Below are 19,777 nucleotides of genomic sequence, written 5' to 3'. Positions count from 1 at the left end.
GAGGTCGGGCGGTAACGCGCGGATCAGAGAGCTGTGGACAACCGGTCGAGCGCCTGCTCGATCTCCGACTGCTGGCCCGCGAACGACATCCGCACGAAGCTGCTGCCCTCGGCGGTGTCGAAGTCGATCCCCGGGGCGACCGCCACGCCGACGCGCTGCAGCAGGTCGTGCGCGAAAGCCATCGAGTCGTCGGTCAGGTGCGCGACGTCGGCGTAGACGTAGAACGCCCCGTCCGCCGGCGCGAGCCGGGTGATGCCGAGGTCCGCGAGGCCGTCGAGGAGGACGCGGCGGTTGGCGGCGTACCGCGCGACGTGGCCGTCCAGCTCGGCGTACGACGCGTCGTCGAACGCCGCGAGGCACGCGCGCTGCGCGATCACCGGCGGGCAGATGGTGAAGTTGCCGGTCAGCACGTCGACCGCCCGCCGCAGCCGCTGCGGGACGAGCATCCAGCCGATCCGCCAGCCGGTCATCGAGAAGTACTTGGAGAACGACGAGAACACGACCGCCTCCCGCGAGGTCTCCCACGCGCTGCGCGCGAGCGACGGGACGCCGTCGAGCGGGTCGTACTCGATGCCGTGGTAGATCTCGTCGGAGATCAGCTGCACGTCGTTGTCCTCGCACCAGCGCGCGAGCGCCGCGAGCTCCTCGGGCAGCAGCATCGTGCCGGTGGGGTTGGCCGGGCTCGCCACCACGAGACCCTTCAGGCCGACCTCGGCGTGCAGGGCCGCGACTTGCTCGACGCTCGGCTGGAAGCGGGTCGCCGGCCCGGTCGCGATCTCGACCACGTCGCACCCGAGTGCGGCGAGCACGTTGCGGTAGCAGGGGTAGCCCGGCCGCGCCATCGCCACCTTGTCGCCGACCTCGAACGCCGCCAGGAACGCCAGCAGGAACCCGCCGCTGCTCCCCGTCGTCACCACCACGTCGGTTGGGTCGACCTCGATCCCGTGCGCCCGCCGGTGGTGGCCGGCGATCGCCTCGCGCAGCTCGTGGATGCCCGCCGCCGGGGTGTAGCCGAGCGGGTCGCCGGACTGCAGCAACCGCACCGCCTCCGCCACCACCGGCGCCGGCGCGCCCGTGCTCGGCTGTCCGGCCAGCAGGTTGAGCATGTCGCCGTGCCGGCGCTGCCGCTCCGCCGACGCCGCCAGCAGGTCCATCACGTGGAACGGCGGCACGTTGGCACGGCTGGCGACGGCGAGGCGGTCGGTGGTCACGCCGCCGACCCTAGGTGGTCGGTCATCCCACCGGGTCTCGAGACAGGCGCTGCGCGCCTTCTCAACCAGCCGAGGTGGCGGCGCGGGTCCGTGCAGCGGCCAGGCCGGCGCGGCGGCCGAAGAACGACCCCTCGCCGAGCTGGGTGCCGGAGCAGTAGCCCTTGCCGTCCTGGGCGATGTTGGAGGCGCAGGCGCCGGCGGCGTACAGGCCGGGGACGACCGAGCCGTCGGGCCGCTGCACCTCGCCGTCGACGGAGGTGCGCATGCCGCCGAGGGTGAAGCCGGCGTACATCGCCTTGCCCAGCGTGAGGTCGAAGACCGCCCACGGACCGACCCGCTGCGGGGCCAGCCAGTCGGGGTGCTTGTGGAAGTCCGGGTCCTCGCCGCGGTCGGCGTGGTCGTTGTAGCGGTCGAGGGTCGCCTGCACCGACCCCGCGGGCAGGTCGAGCGCCTCCTCGAGCTCGGCGACGGTCTCGTAGCCGTCGACGAGCGGGACGAGGGGGTACTTCGCGTACTCGACGTGCTCGCTGTCGACGATGAGGTACGCCGCGGAGCCGGGCTGCTCGGTGGCGAACTGGGAGGTGCGCGAGTGGTAGGAGTCCTCGGCCACGAACCGCCGGCCCTCGCGGTTGACGACGATGCCGGTGAGCAGCGCCGACGGCGGGTAGATCGGCGCGGTGATGAACGGCTCGTCCATGTGCTTGAGCTCCGCGCCGACCGAGACGCCGAGCCGGATGCCGAGCCCGTCGTCGTACGTCGACCCCAGCACGAACGGCTTCTCCGCGAGCTTCGGGGTGTGCTCGGCGACCATCGCGGGGTTCATCACGAACCCGCCGGCCGCCACGACCACCCCGTCGGCGAGCACGTGGCCGGTCTCCTCGAACGAGCGCCACGCGACGCCCACGACCGCACCCGCCTCGTCGACGACCAGATTGGTCACGCCGGTCTCGTAGCGGACCTCCACGCCGGCCTCGTCGAGCCGGTCGCGCAGCAGGTCCATGACCATCTTGGTGCCCTCGGTGTCACCGGGCACCGGCACCTTGTGGCCGCGCGGGGCCGGCCTGGCCTGCTCGCGGTATGGCCACACCTTCTCGTTGCCGGTGTACATCAGCCCCTGCGTGCCGGGCTGGATCACGGCCTTCTCGGGGTAGAAGGACCGCTCGAACTCGAAGCCGAGCCCCTCGAGCCAGTCGAAGTGCTCGACCGACCCCTCGCAGTAGGCGCGGATCTTGTCGTGCTCGGGCTCCTTGGAGGCCGCGACGAGGTACTTGTACATCTCCTCGACGCTGTCCTCCTGGCCGGTCGCCCGCTGCACCGCGGTGCCGGCGCCGAGGTAGAAGTGACCGCCGGACATGGACGACGTGCCGCCGTGCACGGCCGCCCGCTCGAGCACCAGCACGCGCGCGCCGGCCCGCGCCGCCTCGAGCGCCGCGCAGCCGCCGGCGATGCCGAAGCCGACGACCACGACGTCGTACGCCGGGGCGTCGGCCGGCAGCGTCGAGGCAGGGACGGTCGCGGGGATCTCGGTGCCCTTGCCGGCGGCGTCGCTCGCAGTCATGCGCACAAATCTAGAACAAGTTCCAGTTCCGTGCGATCCTCCGTCCCATGGTGGTCCTCATCGACGCCGACGGCGTCCCGCACGACCTGCCCCTGACCGAGGGGTACGTCGCCGCCGACGCGCTCGCCGCCGCGACGGGATGGGTCCTCAAGCCGGTCGGCCTGTGCCGCGACGAGGTGTGCGTCCCGCTCCTCGGGCGGGCCGTCGCCCACCCCGACGCCCCGGACCGCGTCTCGCTGGCCGCCTGGGCCGACGCGCTCGACCTGCTGCTCGTGCTCGACGAGGAGGAGGGCGTCGCCGCGCTGGCGCCCTCGGCGGCCGCGCACGCCCGCGACCTCGGCGACGGCCGGGCGCCGAGCCTGGTGCTGCCCGACGTCGACGGCAACCCGGTCTCCTTCGACGACCTGTCCGGCCACAAGCGCGTCCTCGTCACTTGGGCGTCCTGGTGCGGCTGCCGCCACGAGCTCGCCGGGTGGCAGCAGGTGCAGGACGAGTTGGCCGACACCGGGCTGAAGGTCTTCTCCGTCGCCCTCGACGCCGATCCCGAGGACTCCCGGCCGTGGATCGAGGCCGGCGCCCCGACGTACCCCGTCGCCGTCGACACCGCCCACGTCACCGCCGAGCGCTACGGCATCACCAACGTGCCCTCGGTCGTCTGGGTCGACGAGGACGACCGGATCGTCAAGCCGCCGACGATCGCGCCGGGCGACGACCAGTTCGTGGACTTCACCAAGATCGGCAGCGAGCAGCACCACGAGGCGCTGCGGCGCTGGGTGCGCGACGGCGTGCTGCCGGCGAGCGCGTCCGCCCCGATGCCCGAGCGCAGCGACGACGAGCAGCGCGCGCTGGCCGAGCGTCGCGTCGCGGCGTACCTCCAGCGCGCTGGCCGCACCGACGCCGCCCGCGCCCACCTTTCCACCGCGCAGGAGCTCGCGCCGTGGGACTGGACCGTCCGGCGGGGCGGGATCATGATGACCGGCGGCGACCCGTTCCTCGGCGAGGAGTTCACCTCCTTCTGGGAGGAGTGGGACGCCTCCGGGCGGCCGGGCTACACCCCGACCACCTGAGCGCTCCCGGGGCGTTCGACGCGGCCGGGCGGGGGCACGGCCGCGGGCCGATAGACTGCGGTCCCGCCGCCCCGACCCCGCTCCCGAGGTGACATGACGTTCGACGCCCACCAGCTGGACGTCTTCCTCCTGGTCGGCTCGGCCGTCACGTTCCTGGCCGTCCTCGCGGTGCGCGCCTCGAGCCGCGCCGGCCTGCCCAGCCTGCTGATCTACCTGCTCATGGGCGTGCTGCTCGGCGAGGCGGGGCTGGGGATCGACTTCGAGGACGCCGAGCTCGCCCACGCCCTCGGCTTCGGCGCGCTCGTCGTCATCCTCGCCGAGGGCGGCCTGACCACGAACTGGCACGAGATCCGGCCGGCGATGCGGCTCGGCGTCGCGCTGTCGACGCTCGGTGTCGCGATCTCGGTCGGGGTCGTCGCCTGCGGTGCGCACTACCTGCTGGGGATGGACTGGCAGCTGGCGGTCCTGCTCGGCGCCTGCACGTCCGCGACCGACGCGGCCGCGGTGTTCTCGGTGCTGCGCGCGGTGCCGCTGCCCCGGCGGCTGACGGGTGCGCTCGAGGCGGAGTCGGGCCTGAACGACGCCCCGGTGGTCGTGCTCGTCGTGCTCGTCTCCTCCGGCGCCGCGGCCGAGGACGGGATCCTCGCGATGGCGGGGCTGATCGTCTTCGAGCTGGTCGCGGGCGTCGCCATCGGCCTGGCCGTCGGGTTCGGCGGAGCCTGGATCATGCGGCGCGCGGCGCTGCCGTCCTCGGGCCTCTACCCGATCGCGATCATCTGCCTGACCGTCCTCGCCTACGGCACCGGCTCCGCCCTGCACGCCTCCGGCTTCGCCGCGGTGTACGTCGCCGCGCTGGTGCTCGGGAATGCCGAGCTGCCCCACCGGGCGGCCACCCGGTCGTTCTCCGAGGGCATCGCCTGGATCGCGCAGATCGGGCTGTTCGTGATGCTCGGGCTGCTCCTGTCCCCGGACCGGATCGGCTGGGACGTCGTCGGCCTGGCGTTCGCCTCCGGGTTGGTCCTCACCTTCGTCGCCCGGCCGCTCTCGGTCGTGGTGTGCGGGCTGGTGCAGCGGCTGCCGGTCCGCGACATGGCCTTCCTCTCGTGGGCCGGGCTGCGCGGCGCCGTACCCATCGTCTTCACCACCATCCCGCTCGCCGAGGGCATCGACGGCGCCGAGCAGCTCTTCGACATCGTCTTCGTGCTGGTCGTCATCTACACGCTGCTGACCGGCCCGACGCTGCCGCTGGTGGCCCGGCTGCTCCGCGTGGCCCGCCGCTCCGAGCCCCGCGACCTCGACCTCGAGGCGGCCCCGCTCGAGCGGATCGCGGCCGACCTGCTGCAGGTCACGATCAGCCCGCGCTCGCTGATGCACGGCGTCGAGGTCGGCGAGCTGCGGCTGCCCAAGGGCGCGTCGGTCTCGATGGTGATCCGCGAAGGGGAGACGATCGTGCCCGAGCCGCGGACGGTCCTGCGGCACGGCGACGAGCTCCTCGTCGTCACCCCGCGCAAGATCCGCGAGCAGACCGAGCAGCGGCTGCGTGCCGTCTCCCTCGGCGGCCGGCTTGCCCAGTGGCTCGGCGACCGCGCTCCCGGGCGCTGAGCCGGGGTCGTCCTCCGGCCGCGCACACAACGGCGCAATTGCGCGGGAATGTCGGGGTGCAACCGCTTCCACCGCGACAATTCGGCGCAATTGAACGATCGTGCGCGCCCCGACGGGGTCTCGTCGGCGACCGGCGCGGGTCCCGCATCACTCCGGCGGGGCGCAGACCACCGAGTCCCGCTTGACCCTGACCGACTCCTTGCCGTCGACGAGGTCCTCGAAGTCGTCGCCGACGACGACGGTGACGCCGGGGCCGACGGACTCGCGCCGGTCGAAGCCGGCGTCGGGGCCGAGCCGGGTGCGCACGAGCCGCACGGCGGGGTCGTCGGCGGTGTCGGACCAGACCTGCGCGTAGGCGACCTCGGTGCCGCGCGGGGCGTTGCCGGTCTCGCCCGCGACGAAGCCGGCGTCGACGAAGAGCTGCATGGTCCGGCTGGCGAGGCCCTCGCGGCGGCTGGCGTTCAGGACGCTCACCACGACCCGGTCGGCGAAGAGCCGGTCACCCGGGCCGAGCTCGGTGTCGACGCACACCGGGGTCTCGACCGCGCCGGGGAACGGCTTGGTCGCCGCCGACCAGCCCCACGCGGCGCCGACGAGGAGCAGCAGCGCGAGCACGCCGAGCGTGACCAGGCTGCGCAGCCGGTCGTCGAGCCCCGCGGGCATCAGGCCGCGTCCATCGTGTGCACCCGCGCGTGCAGGACGCTGCGCTGCTGGAGCGCCGCGCGCAGGGCGCGGTGCAGGCCGTCCTCGAGGTACAGCTCGCCGCGCCAGGCCACGACGTGGGCGAACAGGTCGCCGTAGAACGTCGAGTCCTCGTCGAGCAGCGCGGCCAGCTGCAGGGTGTCCTTGGTGGTGACCAACTGGTCGAGACGGACCTGCCGCGGCGGCAGCGCCGACCACTGCTTGGGGCTGAGCCCGTGGTCGGGGTAGGGCCGTCCGTCCCCGACCCGCTTGAAGATCACGTCCCGACCCTAGCGAGCCGGGCCGCGCCGTGGGGGTACGCCGTGGGCGCAGGACGAGGGCCGGCGTGCCCGGCGTACCCCCGCAGCCCTCAGGCGGACCAGCGCAGGGAGTCGTCGACGAAGTCGGCGAGCGCGTGCACCCCGCGCAGGTCCTCGCGCTCCTCCATCAGCCGGGCCAGCGCCTGGGAGTGGCGCAGGCGCAGGGCGGCCCGCTGGGCGCGGATCTGCTCGAGACGCTCCTCGAAGGTGGACGGGGCGGGGTTGATCGCGATGGGGTTCTCCATGACGGCCTCCTCGGGCTGGCTGGCGGATCGGGGTGGCACCAGCGTGGAGGGCGTACGTCGCCGGGGGATTGACGCGCGGTTACGAGCAGGTTCCGGGACGCGGGACGGCGGTGTGATCTACGTTGCACGCGTGACCAGCACCGACGTGGACGAGATCTGCCGGCTGAAGTACCGCTACCTGCGCACGCTCGACACCAAGCAGTGGGACGAGTTCGAGCAGTGCTTCGTGCCGGAGGCGACCGGTGACTACAACGGGCTGGTCTTCGACGACCGCGCGGCGCTGGTCGGCTACATGCGGGAGAACGTCGTCGAGGGGATGATCACCCTCCACCAGGCGCACCACCCCGAGATCACCGTCCAGGGCGACACGGCGACGGGCCACTGGTACCTCCAGGACAAGGTGATCGTGGAGGCGTTCCGCTTCGTCCTCGAGGGCGCGGCGATCTACACCGACCGCTACGTGCGCACGCCGGCCGGCTGGCGCGTCGCGCACACCGGCTACCGCCGTACCTACGAGATGACCTGGAGCATGGACGACGTGCCGAGCCTGAAGATCAGCGGCCCGGGGTCCCACACCCACGTGTGATCCCCCCGGGCCACCCGGCTCGCAGCGCGACCTACAGCGCCATGTCGGTCCACGCCGTCTGCACGACGTCGAGCCCCCGGTCGCGGGTGACCAGCCGGCCGCGGCCCGGCGGGGCCGGCTGGGGCCGCAGGTTGCCCAGCAGCGGCCCTTCGTCGGGGCTGCCGGAGAGCAGCAGACCCGGCATCGCGAGGTCGCGCATCGACTGGATGACCGGCTCGTAGAGCGCGCGGGACGCGCCGCCGGAGCGGCGGGCGACCACCACGTGCAGGCCGACGTCGCGCGCCTGGGCCATGAGCGGCTGCAGCGACGCGACCGGCGAGGACTGCTGGGTGGCGACGAGGTCGTAGTCGTCGACCACGACGAACACCTCCGCGCCGGTCCACCAGGTGCGGCTGCGCAGCTGCTCGGGCGTGACGTCGGGGCCGGGGATCCGGTTCTCGAGGTACGTCGCGAGGTCCTTGAGCTGCGGCTGGGCCTGGGTCGCGGAGGTGAGGTAGCCCAGCAGGTACTCGTCGGGCACCTCGCCCAGCAGCGAGCGGCGGTAGTCGACCACCATGATCTGCGCCTGCTTGGGGCTGCGGGTGCGCATGACCTCCTTGAGGTAGGTCCGCAGCAGCGCACTCTTGCCGGACTGGCCGTCGCCGAAGACGAGCAGGTGCGGCTCGCTGTCGGGGTTCAGCCCGACCGGGGCGAGCTCCTTCTCGTTGATGCCGAGCAGGATCCGCTTGTCGGTGACGTCCTCGGGCGCGGTGACCTCGTCGGCCCCGGCCAGGCGGCGCACGTCGCCGAGGTCGATCCGCTCCGGCAGCAGCCGGAGCTTCGGCCCGGCGGGGCCGGTCCACGCGGCGGAGACCCGCTTGACCAGGTCGTCCACGCCGTCGCCGAGGCTCTCGGAGTCGGGCGTGCCGTCGATGCGCGGCAGCGCGCCGAGGAAGTGCAGCTTGCCCGGGACGAGGCCGCGGCCGGGCCGCCCGGCCGGCACCAGCTGCGCGATCTTGCGGTCGATCTCGGAGTCCATCGCGTCGCCGAGGCGCAGCTCGAGCCGGGTGCCGAACATGTCCCGCATCGCCGCGCGGAAGTCCGCCCACCGGCTGGCCCCGGCCACCACGTGGAAGCCGAAGGTCAGGCCGCGGGTGGCCAGCTGCTGGATCTCCATCTCGAGGTCGTCGAAGTCGGCGCGGATCGTGCTCCAGCCGTCGACGACGAGGAACACGTCGCCGTACCCGTCGTCCGCGCGGCCCGCCGCCCGCCGTGACCGGTAGGTCTCGATGGAGTCGATGCCGTTGGCGCGGAAGTACGCCTCGCGGCGGTCGATGATCCCGCGGACCTCCGCGAGCACCCGGCGCACGACGTCGGGCTCGGCGCGGCTGCCCACGCCGGCGACGTGCGGCAGGCCGGTCATCGGGGCGAACGTGCCGCCGCCGAAGTCCAGCACGAAGAACTGCGTCTCCAGCGGCGTCGTGGTCAGCGACATGCTGGTCACGACCGTGCGCAGCAGCGTGCTCTTGCCCGACCGCGGCCCGCCGACGACGGCGACGTGACCGCCGGCGCCGGCGAGGTTGACCGTGAGCGTGTCGCGCCGCTGCTCCCGCGGACGGTCGACGGTGCCGAGCGGCACGACCATGCCGCCGAGGTCGCGCCAGGCGGGGGCGACCAGGCCGAGGTCGGGGTGCTCGGTGAGGTCCATGAGCTCGTCGAGGGTGTCGGGCACGTCGAGCGGCGGCAGCCACACCTGGTGGGCGGCCGGGCCCTGGCCGACCATGTGCTCGACGGCGATGTCGAGCAGCGACTCCTGGCTCTCGGGCTCGGCGACCGGTGTCGGCTCGGGCTCATCGGTCTCGGGCACCTCGAGGGTCAGCACCTCAGCGACGGTGAAGGGCAGGATGCCGCGCACGTGGCCGCCCTCGTCGCGGCGTACCCGCTTGCGGCCCGATGGCGGACCGGAGACGTACGCCGCCTTGAACCGCACCATCGAGGTCGGGTCGGGCTTGAGGTAGCCCAGGCCCGGCACGGGCGGCAGCTCGTAGGCGTCGGGCACGCCGAGGACCGCGCGGGACTCCTGGGCGCTGAACGTGCGCAGGCCTACCCGGTAGGACAGGTGCGACTCCAGGCCGCGCAGCCGGCCCTCCTCCAGTCGCTGCGAGGCCAGCAGCAGGTGCAGGCCCAGCGACCGGCCGAGGCGGCCGATGGCGACGAAGAGGTCGATGAACTCCGGCTTGGCCGAGAGCATCTCGGAGAACTCGTCGACCACGATGAACAGCGACGGCAGCGGCGCGAGGTCCTCGCCGGCGCTCCGGGCCTTCTCGTAGTCGCGGACAGAGGCGTAGTTGCCCGCGTCGCGAAGCAGCTCCTGGCGGCGCACCATCTCACCGGACAGGGCGTCCTGCATGCGGTCGACGAGGGTCAGCTCGTTCTCGAGGTTCGTGATGACCGCGGAGACGTGCGGCATCTCGCTCATGCCGGCGAAGGTCGCGCCGCCCTTGAAGTCGACGAGCACCATGTTGAGCTGCTCGGGGCTGTGCGTCATCGCGAGGCCGAGCACGAGCGTGCGCAGGAACTCCGACTTGCCCGAGCCGGTCGCACCGATGACCAGGCCGTGCGGGCCCATGCCCTGCTGCGCGGACTCCTTGATGTCGAGGTGGACCATCGAGCCGCCCTCACCGAGGCCGATCGGCACGCGCAGCCGGTCGCGCGCGGGGCGCGGCCGCCAGGCGGCAGTCGGGTCGAAGCGGCGTACGTCGCCCAGCCCCAGCAGGTCCATGAAGTCGCTCGGGCCGGTGATCTCGCCGCCGCTCGGCTGCTCGACCGAGCCCGAGGCGACGGTGTGCAGCGGGGTCAGCCGGCGGGCGCACGCCTCGGCGGTGGCCAGGTCGCACTGGTCGGCCTTGGCCGGGATCGGCTCCTCGCGCAGCCGCAGCGCGAGCACCGGCTGCCGGCCGTCGCGGGTGGTGCGGCCCTCGACCTGGATGCGCAGCCGGGTGGCGTCCTCGAGCTCGTCCCAGCGGGCCGGCAGGTCGAGGATCGTCATGCCGTGGAGGCCGTCGGGCGGGACGACGTGGTTGCCCGGGGGCAGCTCGCCGCCGTCGACGACGAGCAGGATGTGCGGGCTGGCGGGCCGCTCGTCGGCGCCGAAGCGCGGGCGGTCGGCGAGGTCGGGCGGCAGCAGCGCCGCGAGGTCGGTGAGGTTGGTGGTCACCATCCGCATCGGCCCGACCGCGTCGGACTGGTGGGCGCTCTGGGCGTGGGGGAGCCACTTGACCCAGTCCCAGTGCGCGAGGTTCCGCTCGGAGGCGAGGACGGCGACGACGAGGTGCTCGGGGGAGTGGAAGGTGGCGGCCTCGCAGATCATCGAGCGGGCCAGCGCGCGGGAGGGGTCCTCCGGCCCGCACACCTCGATCCGGTCGAAGGCGCGCAGGTCCACCGACGCGGGCAGGTCGGGTTGGAGCCGGTGCACCACGAGCAGCCGGTGCAGCGCGGAGGCGGCCGCCGGGTCGACCTGGTCGATCGGCGCGCTGTCCGGCGGCACCAGCTCGACGGCGAGCGGCTGCGCGCAGGTGCCGTAGCGCACCTGGAGGAAGCGGGGGTCGGTCGCCCCGCGCTCCCAGACTCGGGACCGCTCGTCGGCGATCGCGGGCAGCGCGCTCGGCTCTGGGTGGTGCCAGGCGAGCGCGCGGCGCTGCTGGTCGGCGGACTCGCGCGCGAGCTTGCGCACGGTGGCGAGGTAGCGGAGGTACTCCGTGCGGGAGCCGGTGACCTGCTGGGTGCGCTGCTTCCGCTGGCGGTCGATCTGGACGACGATGAAGCCGATCGTGGCGAAGAGGAACATGCCCGCCGCGATGAAGCTGCGGCTGGAGTTGCCGGACTGGCCGGCCATCGTCGCGACCAGGACGATCGAGCCGAGGCTGCCGAGCATCGGGATCGCGTTCATGAGCACACCCGCCGCGCCCTCGTGCTGCTCGATCTGCGGCGGGGGCTGGAGCACGAGCTGGCCGGAGGGCATCTCCGGCTCGTCGGCGCGTGCCCCGCGAAGCGTCGTACTCACACCCAGGCTCCTTGAAAGGCCGTTCGGACGGCCGGGTCCGCGGACGAGCCGACGTGGGCGGCTCCGGCGCCATCGTGCCCCGGCGACGGCCGCCCAACCCTGCTCGCGGTCGCTCGATGATAGGCAGGGCGGGACGCGCCCACCAGCGGCCCCGCTACCCTCCTGAGCCACCGGGCGCACACGGCGCAGCACGGGTTGCAGCAGGGTCACAGCACCGTCACGGGAGGACCGATGGCCGGGGGCACCACCGACGTGCTCACGCTCAGCGTGCACGGCACGGCCGGCGTCGTCGACCTGGTCGTGCCCGCGGAGGCGTCCGCCCGCGACGTCGCCACCGCGTACGCCGAGCAGGCCGGCCTGGCCGCGGTCCCGGCGCTCGCCCGCGCCACCGGCGCCGCGCTCCCCGACGACGCCGTGCTCGCCGACGTCGGCGTCGACGCGGGCACCGTGCTCGTCGCGCTCCTGCCCGGCGAGCTCGCCTCGTCCTCGGCCTCCGACGCTCCGCGGGACCGGTCCCGGTCGGCGGTGTCGCGCGCGGGTGAGCCCGGGGCGCTGTCGGTGCTGTGGTTCTGCGTCGCCTCGGCCACGGCCGGTCTGGCCGGGTGGTTCGCCGCCCAGGCCGGGCCGGGCGACCTGCGCGACACCGCCGCCGGCCTGCTGGCCCTCGCCGCGTTGCTCGCGGTCCTGCCCGTCGGCCGCTTCGCCGGCCACCGGGCGATCGCCGCCCCGGCGTTCGCCGGTGCGGCGGCGTTCGCGGTCCTCTGGGACCCCGCCCCCGAGCGGCTCCCGACGGTCGTCGGCACGGCGGCACTGGTGGCGGCCGTCGCCGCCGCGGTCGCCCGGGCGCTCGACCAACGGTCGGAGGAGGCGCTGCGGACCTGGATGCTGGTCGGCAGCGGCGTCTTCGGCGTCACCGTCGTGGCTGCGCTCGCCGGCTTCTCCGAGCAGGTCGTGTGGGCCGTGCTGCTGGTCGCCGCGGTCCTCGCTGCACGGCTGGTCCCCGGCTGGGCCGTGGACGTGCCCGACCAGCTGCTGGTCGACCTCGAGCGGCTCGCGGTGACGGCGTGGTCGGCGCGCGAGCAGCCGCAGGGGCGGCGCGGGCGCACGATCGTCCGCCCGCACGCGGTGGCCGAGGTCGCCGCCCGCGGCTCGCGCATCATCACCGCCGCCTCGGTCGCCGTGCTCGCCGTCGCCGCGGTGTCCGCACCGCTCCTGCTGGCCACCGCCACCGTCCCGATGGACCGCATCGGCGCGCGGGTGCTCGTCGGCGCCTCCGGTGCGAGCCTGCTGCTGGCCGCACGCAGCTACCGGCACGTGGCCGCCCGCAGCCTCCTCCGCACCGCGGGGCTCGCGTGCGAGGTCGCCCTCCTGGTCCACCTGCTCGACCACCTCGGCGGCGGCTGGGGCACGACCGTCGCGGTCGCCGCGGTGCTGGTCGCCGTCCTCCTCGTGATGGTCGCGGTCGCGACCGGGCGCGGCTGGCGCTCGGCCTGGTGGTCGCGGCGCGCCGAGGTGCTCGAGGGGATCTGCGGGTCCTTCGCGGTCGCGTCGGTGGTCGTCGCGGTCGGTCTCTTCCGGGCCCTGTGGGAAAGGACGTTCTGAGGTTTAGGGGGGAGGGCGCCGGGTAGATCGTTGCCTGTCCGCCCGGCCGACCGGGTGGGCCCCAGACCTGACGAGCAGCAGCCGGGACGGCCATCCCGGAGCTCGGGGACAACCGAACGGCGGCGACTGCCGCTGACCACGTGAGGAGAAGCGACATGTCGCAGGGCAACTTCGGACAGGGAGAAGCAACACTCAGCCGCGCGGCCGGCATGGTGTCGGACGCACGCGGCGACTTCATGACCCTCGCCGGCCAGCTGAGCGACCAGCTCAGCGCCCTCCAGGGCAAGTGGGTCGGCGAGGGCGGGCGCGCCTTCTTCGCCCTCCACCAGACCTGGAGCGAGAAGCAGCGCACGATCGTCAACGCGCTGGACGACTTCTCGGCGTCGCTCACCTCGACCGAGCAGCTGAACGTCAACACCGACCAGGAGAGCGGCGGCGGCATGAGCCGCCTCACCAGCCGCCTGCAGTGACCACCAGGACCTAAGGGAGCAACGACATGAACCTCGACGGCATCCGCGTCAACCACGCCGGCCTGGACACCGCTGCGGCGGACCTCATGCAGGCGGTCAAGAACATCGACGACCGCCTCAACCGTCTCGAGAGCGAGCTCGCGCCGCTCCGCAGCGACTGGGACGGCCAGGCGCAGCAGGCCTACCACGTGGCCAAGGCCAAGTGGGACACCGCGATCACCGAGATGCGCAACGTCCTGCAGGACACCAGCGCGGCGGTCAGCCAGTCCAACGCCGACTACGCCGCCGCCGACAAGCGCGGCGCGGCCGCCTTCGGCGGCTGACGGCAGCACCGCACCAGCAACACACCTCGAAGGGGTCGGCGCCACGGCGCCGGCCCCTTCGAGGACTCTGCGCCGGCGCTAGGCTGCGGCCGGCCGACCGGCGACACCCCCGCGAGGAGACACGATGAGCCAGGCGCCCACCAGCACGTCCGGACTGGTCCGGGTGACGGTGGCCTCGGGCACCCGGCGGGTCGACCTCGTGCTCCCCGGTGCCGTTCCCGTCGCCGAGCTCCTCCCCGAGCTCGCGCGCAGCGTGGGCCTCCTGGACCCCGCGACCGTGTACGGCGGCTACCGCGTCGTCACCGCCGAGGGCCGCGAGCTCGCCAGTGACGCCGGCCTCACCATCCAGGGCATCGAGGACGGCGGCCTGCTGACCGTCTCCGCCGGCGTCGACGACGAGCCGCCGCGGGTCTACGACGACGTGGTCGAGGCGATGACCGACGTCGTCGAGCGTGACCTCAAGCCGTGGGAGCCGGCCTCGGGACGGCGTACCGCCCTCGCTGCCGCCGGCCTGCTCATGGCGCTCGGCGCGGTGGCCCTGCTCATCCAGCGCGGCTCCCTGCTCGCCGGGGTGGCCGCCGCGACCGTCGCGGTCGCGCTGGTCGCCGGCGCGATCGTGCTCTCGCGCGCCCAGGGCGAGCCGGAGGCGGCCGTCGCGGTCGCGTGGATGGGCGCGGCGTACGCCGCCGTGGCCGGCCTGATGCTCGTCACCGACGACTACCTCTTCGGGCTGCCGATGGCGGCCGCCGGTGGTGGTGCGCTGCTCGCCGGGCTCGTCGCGCTGGTCGGCCTCGGCGAGGGCCGGACCCTGGTCTCCCCGCCGGTCGTGGTCGGTGCGGTGCTGCTCGCGACCGGGCTGGTCATGAACGCCGTCGACGTCGACCACCGGGTCGTGCTGACCACGACGCTGGTGCTGGTCGTGCTCGCCGGCTCGGTCTTCCCGTGGCTGGCGCTCGGCGCCACCGGGACGAGCGTCGAGCAGCTCTACACCGTCGCCGACATCACCGCCGACCCCGACGAGATCGACCCCGTCCGGGTCCAGTCCGACGCCCGCGTCGCCCACGAGATCCTGCTCGGCATCTCCGCGACCGTCGGCCTGCTGCTCGTCATCATCGCGCCGCTCGCCGTCGCGCTCGGCCTGTCCGGCACGATCCTCGCGGTCGTCGCCAGCGTGGTGGTCATGCTGCGCACCCGGCAGTACCGCACCGGCTCGGAGGTGCTCGTCGGGCTCGTCTCCGGCATCGCCGGCCTGGTGTCGGTGGCCATCGCCGTGCTGTGGCTGCACCCGGACTGGCGACCCGCGGGGGCGGTCGCGCTCGCCGCGACCGGCGCCGTGCTGCTCGCCGCCACCCTCCTGCCGGCCGCCCCGTCGCTGCGGCGCGGCCGGCTCGGCGACCTCGCCGAGTCGGTCTGCCTGCTCGCGCTGCTGCCGCTCACGGTCCTCGCGACCGGCGTCTTCGCGGCCGTGCGGGGCTAGGCGCCGATGGCCACCAAGAAGGACCTCGTCGAGGCGCACGCCTTCAGCCGGCGCCGCCTGGTCACCGCCTTCGTCTCCGGCGCGCCCGGCGGCCGCGAGGTGGAGCCGACCCGACCCGGCCGGACCGTCGTGGGCGGCGTCGCGCTGGCCGTGCTCCTGGTCGCCGGCGCGGCGATCGCGTCGATCCTCAGCCCGCGGTCGCCCAGCGGCTGGACCGACGGTGGCCTGGTGGTCTCCAAGGAGCGCGGGGCGGCGTACGTCATCCTCGACGGCGGCGACGACCCCGTGCTCCGCCCCGTCATCAACGTGACGTCGGCCCAGCTGATCCTCGGCTCCGACCTCGACCCGAACGTGGTCAAGCAGTCCGAGATCGACAAGCACACGATCGGTGAGGACATCGGCATCCTCAACGCGCCGGCGACGGTCCCCGACGCGGACCTGCTGCTGGAGTCGGGCTGGACGGCCTGCACCGGCACCGGCGTCGGGGTCGCCGTCGACGTCTCGGAGGAGACCCAGGTCCGTGAGCTCAGCGGGGCCGGGATGCTCGTGCGGTCGCGCGGCAGGGTCTACCTGCTCGCCGAGTCCGCCACGCCGGACGACAGCGGCCAGGCCCGCGCACACAGCTACCTCGTGCCGGACCGCGGGTCGGTCGACCTGCTGCTCGAGCAGCTCGGGCTGCCCATCCGCGAGGAGGCCGTCGAGGTGCCTCAGCGGTGGCTGGCGCTCTTCCCCTCGGGCGGTGCGCTGAGCTTCGCCAGCTTCGGGCTCCAGGGCTACGGCGAGCGCTCGGACGTCGCGGGCCAGGACGGCCTGCCCGGCGACGCCCGGGTCGGCGACCGGTACGAGTCCGCCGGCATCGAGCTGCTGGTGACCAAGGAGGCACCGGTCAGCCTCACGCCGTTCGCCGCCGCGGTCTACGCCAGCGTCGAGAAGCCGGCCGGCTACGAGCCGCGCACGCTCCAGCCGTCCGGCGACCCGCAGGTGCGCCAGGTGGTGCCGGCGTACGAGCAGGCCCGCTGGCCCGCCGACGCGCTCGCCGGCGTGGACGGGGAGCACTGCGCCGTGCTCCGCGCCGACCCCGACGGCGCCCCCGTCGTGCGGCTCGCGACCGACCCGACCCCGGAGGCCTCGGCGGTCGCGCGGGCCGTCCCGGCGGCCGACGTGGAGAGCTCCGTCGACGAGGGCCGCGGCGCCTACGCGCTCAGCGGCAGCTGGGACGGCCGCGAGATCGGCACGCCGTACCTCGTGGACGCCAAGGGCGTCGCCTACGCGCTCGTCGGCCGGGAGGTCGCGGACCGGCTGGGGTACGCCGCGGTGGACCCGCCGGTCGTCCCGGACAGCTGGGTCAAGCTGTTCGACAAGGGGGTCCCGCTCTCGGTGGACGCCGCGCTGTGCCCGCCGGAGCGGCCCGGCCGGGAGTCGACGTGCGAGTGACCCGCGCGGTCGCGGCCGGTGCGCTCGCGCCGGCCGTGGCGGCGTTCGTGCTGGTGCCGGTGGGGCCCGCGCACGCCGAGACCGTCGACTGCCTGTCGACCGCGGTGGACGCGCCGGCGCCCTCGTCCTCGACCGACCCCAGCCTCCCCCTCGACCTGCTCGGCGTCGACCGGGCGCACACCTGGTTCGCCGCCCAGCGCCAGCAGCCGGGGGCGGGCGTCCGGGTCGCCGTCGTGGACTCCGGGATCGCGCCTCGGGCGGCGGGCACGGCGATCCCCGTCGCCGGCGAGGCGCCGCCCCGGATCAGCAAGAAGCCGGAGGTGGTGGAGGCGCACGGCACGGTCGTGGCCGGCATCATCGCCGGCGCCCCACGCAGCGGTGACGGGGCAGAGGAGTCCGGGGAGGGCGACGGCGGACGGCTGGTGGGCTTGGCGCCGGGCGCCGAGGTCGTCGACGTCCGGGTCTACGACTCCGCCGCCGGCGCGGAGGACGAGGACCCCGTCCAGCCGACGAACCTGGTCGCCGGGCTCGAGTGGGTCGCCGCCAACGCCGAGCGCCTGGGCATCGGCGTCGTCAACGTCTCGCTGGCGATCGGGGAGTACCCGCCGCTGACCCGGGTGCTCGAGCGGCTCGACGCCGCGGACGTCGTGGTGGTCGCCGCCAGCGGCAACCGGCCCGAGCAGGAGACCGACCCCCTCTACGAGGAGTTCGGCCCCGACCCCGACGCCGAGGGGGACGAGGGCAGCACGGGCCCGAAGCCGGGGGAGGACGCCGCGGGGCTCGTGTGGCCGGCGGCGTACGACGAGGTGGTCGCGGTGAGCGCCACCGCCGACGGGACCGACGCCGGCGACGCGACCGAGCGGGTGCTCCAGAGCAGCGACATCGACGTGGCCGTGCCGACGCACGGGCTGATCTCCTACGGCCTCGACGGCGGGTCGTGCGGGGTGTCGGGGTTCTACACCTCGTGGGCGGCGGCGGTGGTCTCCGGCGTGGTGGCGATGCTGCGGTCCGCCTACCCCGACGAGACCGCCGACCAGGTCGTCACCCGGCTGCTCGCCACCGCCAGCGCGAGCGACGAGCAGCCCAACGTCCAGACCGGCGCCGGCATCGTCCAGCCCTACGAGGCACTGACCCGGTCGCTGCGTCCGAGGAAGGACGGGACGCTCGAGCCGGCCTCCACCCAGGGCCGCTCCGTCGAGCGCGCGACCGCCCCGCCCGAGGAGGTCGACCTGCTCTCCGGGGCCCGCGACCGCGCGGTCTGGTGGGGCCTCGTCGGCGGCGGCGCCCTCCTCCTCGCCCTCGTCCTCCGCCCGGTCCTCGCCCGCCGCCGCTCCTGACCCCGCGCTGGTTGAGCGGGCGAGCGCCAGCGAGCCGTGTCGATACCCGGTGACCGTGGTTGCGGCCCTGCGGCCGTCACCGGGTCTCGACATCGCTCAGCGGGTGGCCCGGAACGACGAACGGCGCCGCACCCTGAGGTGCGACGCCGTCCGGCTGGCGGAGGATAGGGGATTCGAACCCCTGAGGGCTGTTAACCCAACCCGCTTTCCAAGCGAGCGCCATAGGCCACTAGGCGAATCCTCCGCGGAGGAGCGTACCGGTCCCCGGCGACGCCGGTGAAATCGCTCCCCGGCCGGGAAGAGCGGGCTGGTGTTGGTCGTGCCGCCGGGGCTCGCCTAGACTCGGGGCAACCCCCCGTGCGGCGGTACCTCACCCAATCCCCCAGGGCCGGAAGGCAGCAAGGGCAAGTGGGCTCTGCCGGGTGCACGGGGGGCCTTTGCGTCCCAGGGGTCGGGGCCGTCCGGCGGCCTGTCGGGTTGTCGGTGCCGGTGGTTAGTGTTCTGGCGTGGAGTCACCCCTCGCGCTGTACCGCCGCTACCGGCCGGAGACGTTCCGTGAGGTCATCGGCCAGGACCATGTCACCGAGCCGCTGCGTGCCGCGCTCGCGAACAACCGGGTCAACCACGCCTACCTGTTCTCCGGCCCGCGCGGCTGCGGCAAGACGACCTCGGCACGCATCCTGGCGCGCGCGCTGAACTGCGAGAAGGCGCCGGTCGCCGACCCGTGCGGGGAGTGCCAGAGCTGCCGCGACCTGGCCCGGGGCGGGCCCGGCTCGATCGACGTCATCGAGATCGACGCGGCGTCCCACGGCGGCGTCGACGACGCGCGCGACCTGAGGGAGAAGGCGTTCTTCGCGCCGGTGCGCAGCCGCTACAAGGTCTACATCATCGACGAGGCGCACATGGTGACCACGCAGGGCTTCAACGCCCTGCTGAAGCTGGTCGAGGAGCCGCCGCCCCACCTGCGGTTCATCTTCGCCACCACCGAGCCGGACAAGGTGCTGCCGACGATCCGCTCGCGCACGCACCACTACCCGTTCCGGCTGATCCCGCCGCGGCTGCTGTCGTCGTACCTTTCCGAGCTGTGCCAGCAGGAGGGCGTCGACATCGAGCCGGCGGCGCTGCCCCTCGTCGTCCGCGCCGGCGCCGGCTCGGCCCGCGACACGCTCTCGGTCCTCGACCAGCTGCTCGGCGGCGCCGGGCCCGACGGCGTCACCCACCAGCTCGCGACCGGGCTGCTCGGCTACACCCCGGACACGCTGCTCGACGAGGTCGTCGACGCCTTCGCCGCCGGGGACGGGTCCGCGGTCTTCGGCGTGGTCGACAAGGTGATCGAGACCGGCCAGGACCCGCGCCGGTTCACCGAGGACCTCCTGCGCCGGCTCCGCGACCTCGTGATCGTCGCCGCGGTCCCCGACGCGCCGGCCACCGGACTGATCGACGTCTCGGAGGACCAGGCGGAGCGGCTGGTCGCCCAGGCGGCGCGGTTCGGCGCCCACGACCTGAGCCGCGCGGCGGACATCGTCGCCACCGGCCTGACCGAGATGCGCGGGGCGACCGCGCCGCGGTTGCTGCTCGAGCTGATCTGCGCGCGCGTGCTGCTGCCGGGCGCCGACCACGGCGTCGAGGGCCTCGCGGCGCGGCTGGACCGGTTGGAGAAGCGCGTCTCCATCAGCGGTACGCCGTCCGCCGCCGCGACCGCCCCGGCCGCTCCGGTCGCCCCGGCCCAGGACCGCCCGGCGCCGCTGGCCCACGAGCCCGAGCCGGTCACGCCAGCCCGGCCGGTGCCGCACGTCGCGCCCGCCACCACGGTCTCGCTGCC

The 19,777-nt window shown here is 74.2% G+C and carries 16 protein-coding genes, 1 tRNA gene and 1 other RNA gene; 11 read left to right on the top strand and 7 right to left on the bottom strand.

Annotation, left to right across the window (positions count from 1 at the left end; genetic code table 11):
- Positions 1–23: 23 nt before the first annotated feature.
- Positions 24–1,211, bottom strand: coding sequence for a pyridoxal phosphate-dependent aminotransferase (locus H7344_RS15505; protein ID WP_229706976.1), 1,188 nt, complete (start codon positions 1,209–1,211; stop codon positions 24–26).
- 61 nt (positions 1,212–1,272) lie between these two features.
- Positions 1,273–2,769 (bottom strand): FAD-binding protein, encoded by a 1,497-nt coding sequence (locus H7344_RS15500; protein ID WP_186346912.1) that lies wholly within the window; start codon positions 2,767–2,769, stop codon positions 1,273–1,275.
- 47 nt (positions 2,770–2,816) lie between these two features.
- On the opposite strand from H7344_RS15500, the gene H7344_RS15495 reads away from it, so the two are divergent.
- The gene (locus tag H7344_RS15495) at positions 2,817–3,836 is read left to right on the top strand and encodes a TlpA disulfide reductase family protein (protein WP_186346911.1); all 1,020 of its coding nucleotides are present in this window, start codon (positions 2,817–2,819) and stop codon (positions 3,834–3,836) included.
- Positions 3,837–3,929: 93 nt separating this feature from the next.
- Positions 3,930–5,438 carry a potassium/proton antiporter gene (locus H7344_RS15490; RefSeq protein WP_186346910.1) on the top strand — a complete coding sequence of 503 codons (1,509 nt, stop codon included), beginning with the start codon at positions 3,930–3,932 and terminating at the stop codon, positions 5,436–5,438.
- Positions 5,439–5,585: 147 nt separating this feature from the next.
- On the opposite strand, the gene H7344_RS15485 is transcribed toward H7344_RS15490, so the two are convergent.
- From H7344_RS15485 to H7344_RS15475, 3 genes are all read right to left on the bottom strand, one after another.
- Positions 5,586–6,101 (bottom strand): LytR C-terminal domain-containing protein, encoded by a 516-nt coding sequence (locus H7344_RS15485; protein WP_186346909.1) that lies wholly within the window; start codon positions 6,099–6,101, stop codon positions 5,586–5,588.
- Positions 6,101–6,400, bottom strand: a complete 300-nt coding sequence (locus H7344_RS15480) for a type II toxin-antitoxin system VapB family antitoxin (protein WP_186346908.1) — start codon at positions 6,398–6,400, stop codon at positions 6,101–6,103. Before H7344_RS15480 ends, H7344_RS15485 begins: the two co-directional genes overlap by 1 nt.
- 89 nt (positions 6,401–6,489) lie before the next feature.
- Positions 6,490–6,684 (bottom strand): hypothetical protein, encoded by a 195-nt coding sequence (locus H7344_RS15475; RefSeq protein ID WP_186346907.1) that lies wholly within the window; start codon positions 6,682–6,684, stop codon positions 6,490–6,492.
- Positions 6,685–6,814: 130 nt separating this feature from the next.
- Between H7344_RS15475 and H7344_RS15470 the strand changes: the two genes are divergently transcribed.
- Positions 6,815–7,270, top strand: coding sequence for a nuclear transport factor 2 family protein (locus H7344_RS15470; protein ID WP_229706975.1), 456 nt, complete (start codon positions 6,815–6,817; stop codon positions 7,268–7,270).
- A gap of 31 nt (positions 7,271–7,301) precedes the next feature.
- On the opposite strand, the gene eccCa is transcribed toward H7344_RS15470, so the two are convergent.
- Positions 7,302–11,312 (bottom strand): type VII secretion protein EccCa, encoded by a 4,011-nt coding sequence (gene eccCa, locus H7344_RS15465; protein ID WP_229706974.1) that lies wholly within the window; start codon positions 11,310–11,312, stop codon positions 7,302–7,304.
- 231 nt (positions 11,313–11,543) lie between these two features.
- Between eccCa and H7344_RS15460 the strand changes: the two genes are divergently transcribed.
- The 6 genes from H7344_RS15460 (at position 11,544) to H7344_RS15435 (ending at position 17,955) form a co-directional block, all read left to right on the top strand.
- Positions 11,544–12,914 (top strand): ubiquitin family protein, encoded by a 1,371-nt coding sequence (locus H7344_RS15460; RefSeq protein WP_186346905.1) that lies wholly within the window; start codon positions 11,544–11,546, stop codon positions 12,912–12,914.
- A 155-nt stretch (positions 12,915–13,069) separates the two neighbouring features.
- Positions 13,070–13,384 carry a WXG100 family type VII secretion target gene (locus tag H7344_RS15455; protein WP_186346904.1) on the top strand — a complete coding sequence of 105 codons (315 nt, stop codon included), beginning with the start codon at positions 13,070–13,072 and terminating at the stop codon, positions 13,382–13,384.
- 26 nt (positions 13,385–13,410) lie between these two features.
- Positions 13,411–13,707 carry a WXG100 family type VII secretion target gene (locus tag H7344_RS15450; RefSeq protein ID WP_186346903.1) on the top strand — a complete coding sequence of 99 codons (297 nt, stop codon included), beginning with the start codon at positions 13,411–13,413 and terminating at the stop codon, positions 13,705–13,707.
- Positions 13,708–13,831: 124 nt separating this feature from the next.
- Positions 13,832–15,184 carry a type VII secretion integral membrane protein EccD gene (gene eccD, locus H7344_RS15445; RefSeq protein WP_186346902.1) on the top strand — a complete coding sequence of 451 codons (1,353 nt, stop codon included), beginning with the start codon at positions 13,832–13,834 and terminating at the stop codon, positions 15,182–15,184.
- A 6-nt stretch (positions 15,185–15,190) separates the two neighbouring features.
- Positions 15,191–16,618: a type VII secretion protein EccB gene (gene eccB / locus H7344_RS15440; protein ID WP_186346901.1), complete on the top strand. Its 1,428-nt coding sequence runs from the start codon at positions 15,191–15,193 to the stop codon at positions 16,616–16,618.
- Entirely contained in the window at positions 16,609–17,955 is a 1,347-nt protein-coding gene (locus tag H7344_RS15435) for a S8 family serine peptidase (protein WP_186346900.1), read from the top strand. The genes eccB and H7344_RS15435 overlap by 10 nt, the downstream gene beginning before the upstream one ends.
- Before the next feature lie 155 nt (positions 17,956–18,110).
- Here H7344_RS15435 and H7344_RS15430 read toward each other — a convergent pair.
- Positions 18,111–18,199: transfer RNA gene (locus H7344_RS15430), tRNA-Ser, on the bottom strand.
- Between the two features lie 105 nt (positions 18,200–18,304).
- Here H7344_RS15430 and ffs point away from each other — a divergent pair.
- Positions 18,305–18,394: signal recognition particle sRNA small type (gene ffs, locus H7344_RS15425), an RNA gene on the top strand.
- Between the two features lie 67 nt (positions 18,395–18,461).
- Positions 18,462–19,777: DNA polymerase III subunit gamma and tau (locus H7344_RS15420; protein WP_313960339.1), on the top strand; the 1,316-nt coding region annotated here is incomplete at its 3' end.

This window comes from Nocardioides deserti, from assembly GCF_014266025.1.
GTDB classification, from domain to species: Bacteria; Actinomycetota; Actinomycetes; order Propionibacteriales; family Nocardioidaceae; genus Nocardioides; species Nocardioides deserti.
The sequence above is the reverse complement of the archived record's forward strand: the minus strand, read 5'-3'. Positions and strand labels throughout refer to the sequence as shown.

Coding starts and splice junctions, on each gene's coding strand:
- H7344_RS15500 (WP_186346912.1), bottom strand. CDS start 2,769: ATGACTGCGAGCGACGCCGCCGGCAAGGGCACCGAGATCCCCGCGACC.
- H7344_RS15495 (WP_186346911.1), top strand. CDS start 2,817: ATGGTGGTCCTCATCGACGCCGACGGCGTCCCGCACGACCTGCCCCTG.
- H7344_RS15490 (WP_186346910.1), top strand. CDS start 3,930: ATGACGTTCGACGCCCACCAGCTGGACGTCTTCCTCCTGGTCGGCTCG.
- H7344_RS15485 (WP_186346909.1), bottom strand. CDS start 6,101: ATGCCCGCGGGGCTCGACGACCGGCTGCGCAGCCTGGTCACGCTCGGC.
- H7344_RS15475 (WP_186346907.1), bottom strand. CDS start 6,684: ATGGAGAACCCCATCGCGATCAACCCCGCCCCGTCCACCTTCGAGGAG.
- H7344_RS15460 (WP_186346905.1), top strand. CDS start 11,544: ATGGCCGGGGGCACCACCGACGTGCTCACGCTCAGCGTGCACGGCACG.
- H7344_RS15455 (WP_186346904.1), top strand. CDS start 13,070: ATGTCGCAGGGCAACTTCGGACAGGGAGAAGCAACACTCAGCCGCGCG.
- H7344_RS15450 (WP_186346903.1), top strand. CDS start 13,411: ATGAACCTCGACGGCATCCGCGTCAACCACGCCGGCCTGGACACCGCT.
- eccD (WP_186346902.1), top strand. CDS start 13,832: ATGAGCCAGGCGCCCACCAGCACGTCCGGACTGGTCCGGGTGACGGTG.
- eccB (WP_186346901.1), top strand. CDS start 15,191: ATGGCCACCAAGAAGGACCTCGTCGAGGCGCACGCCTTCAGCCGGCGC.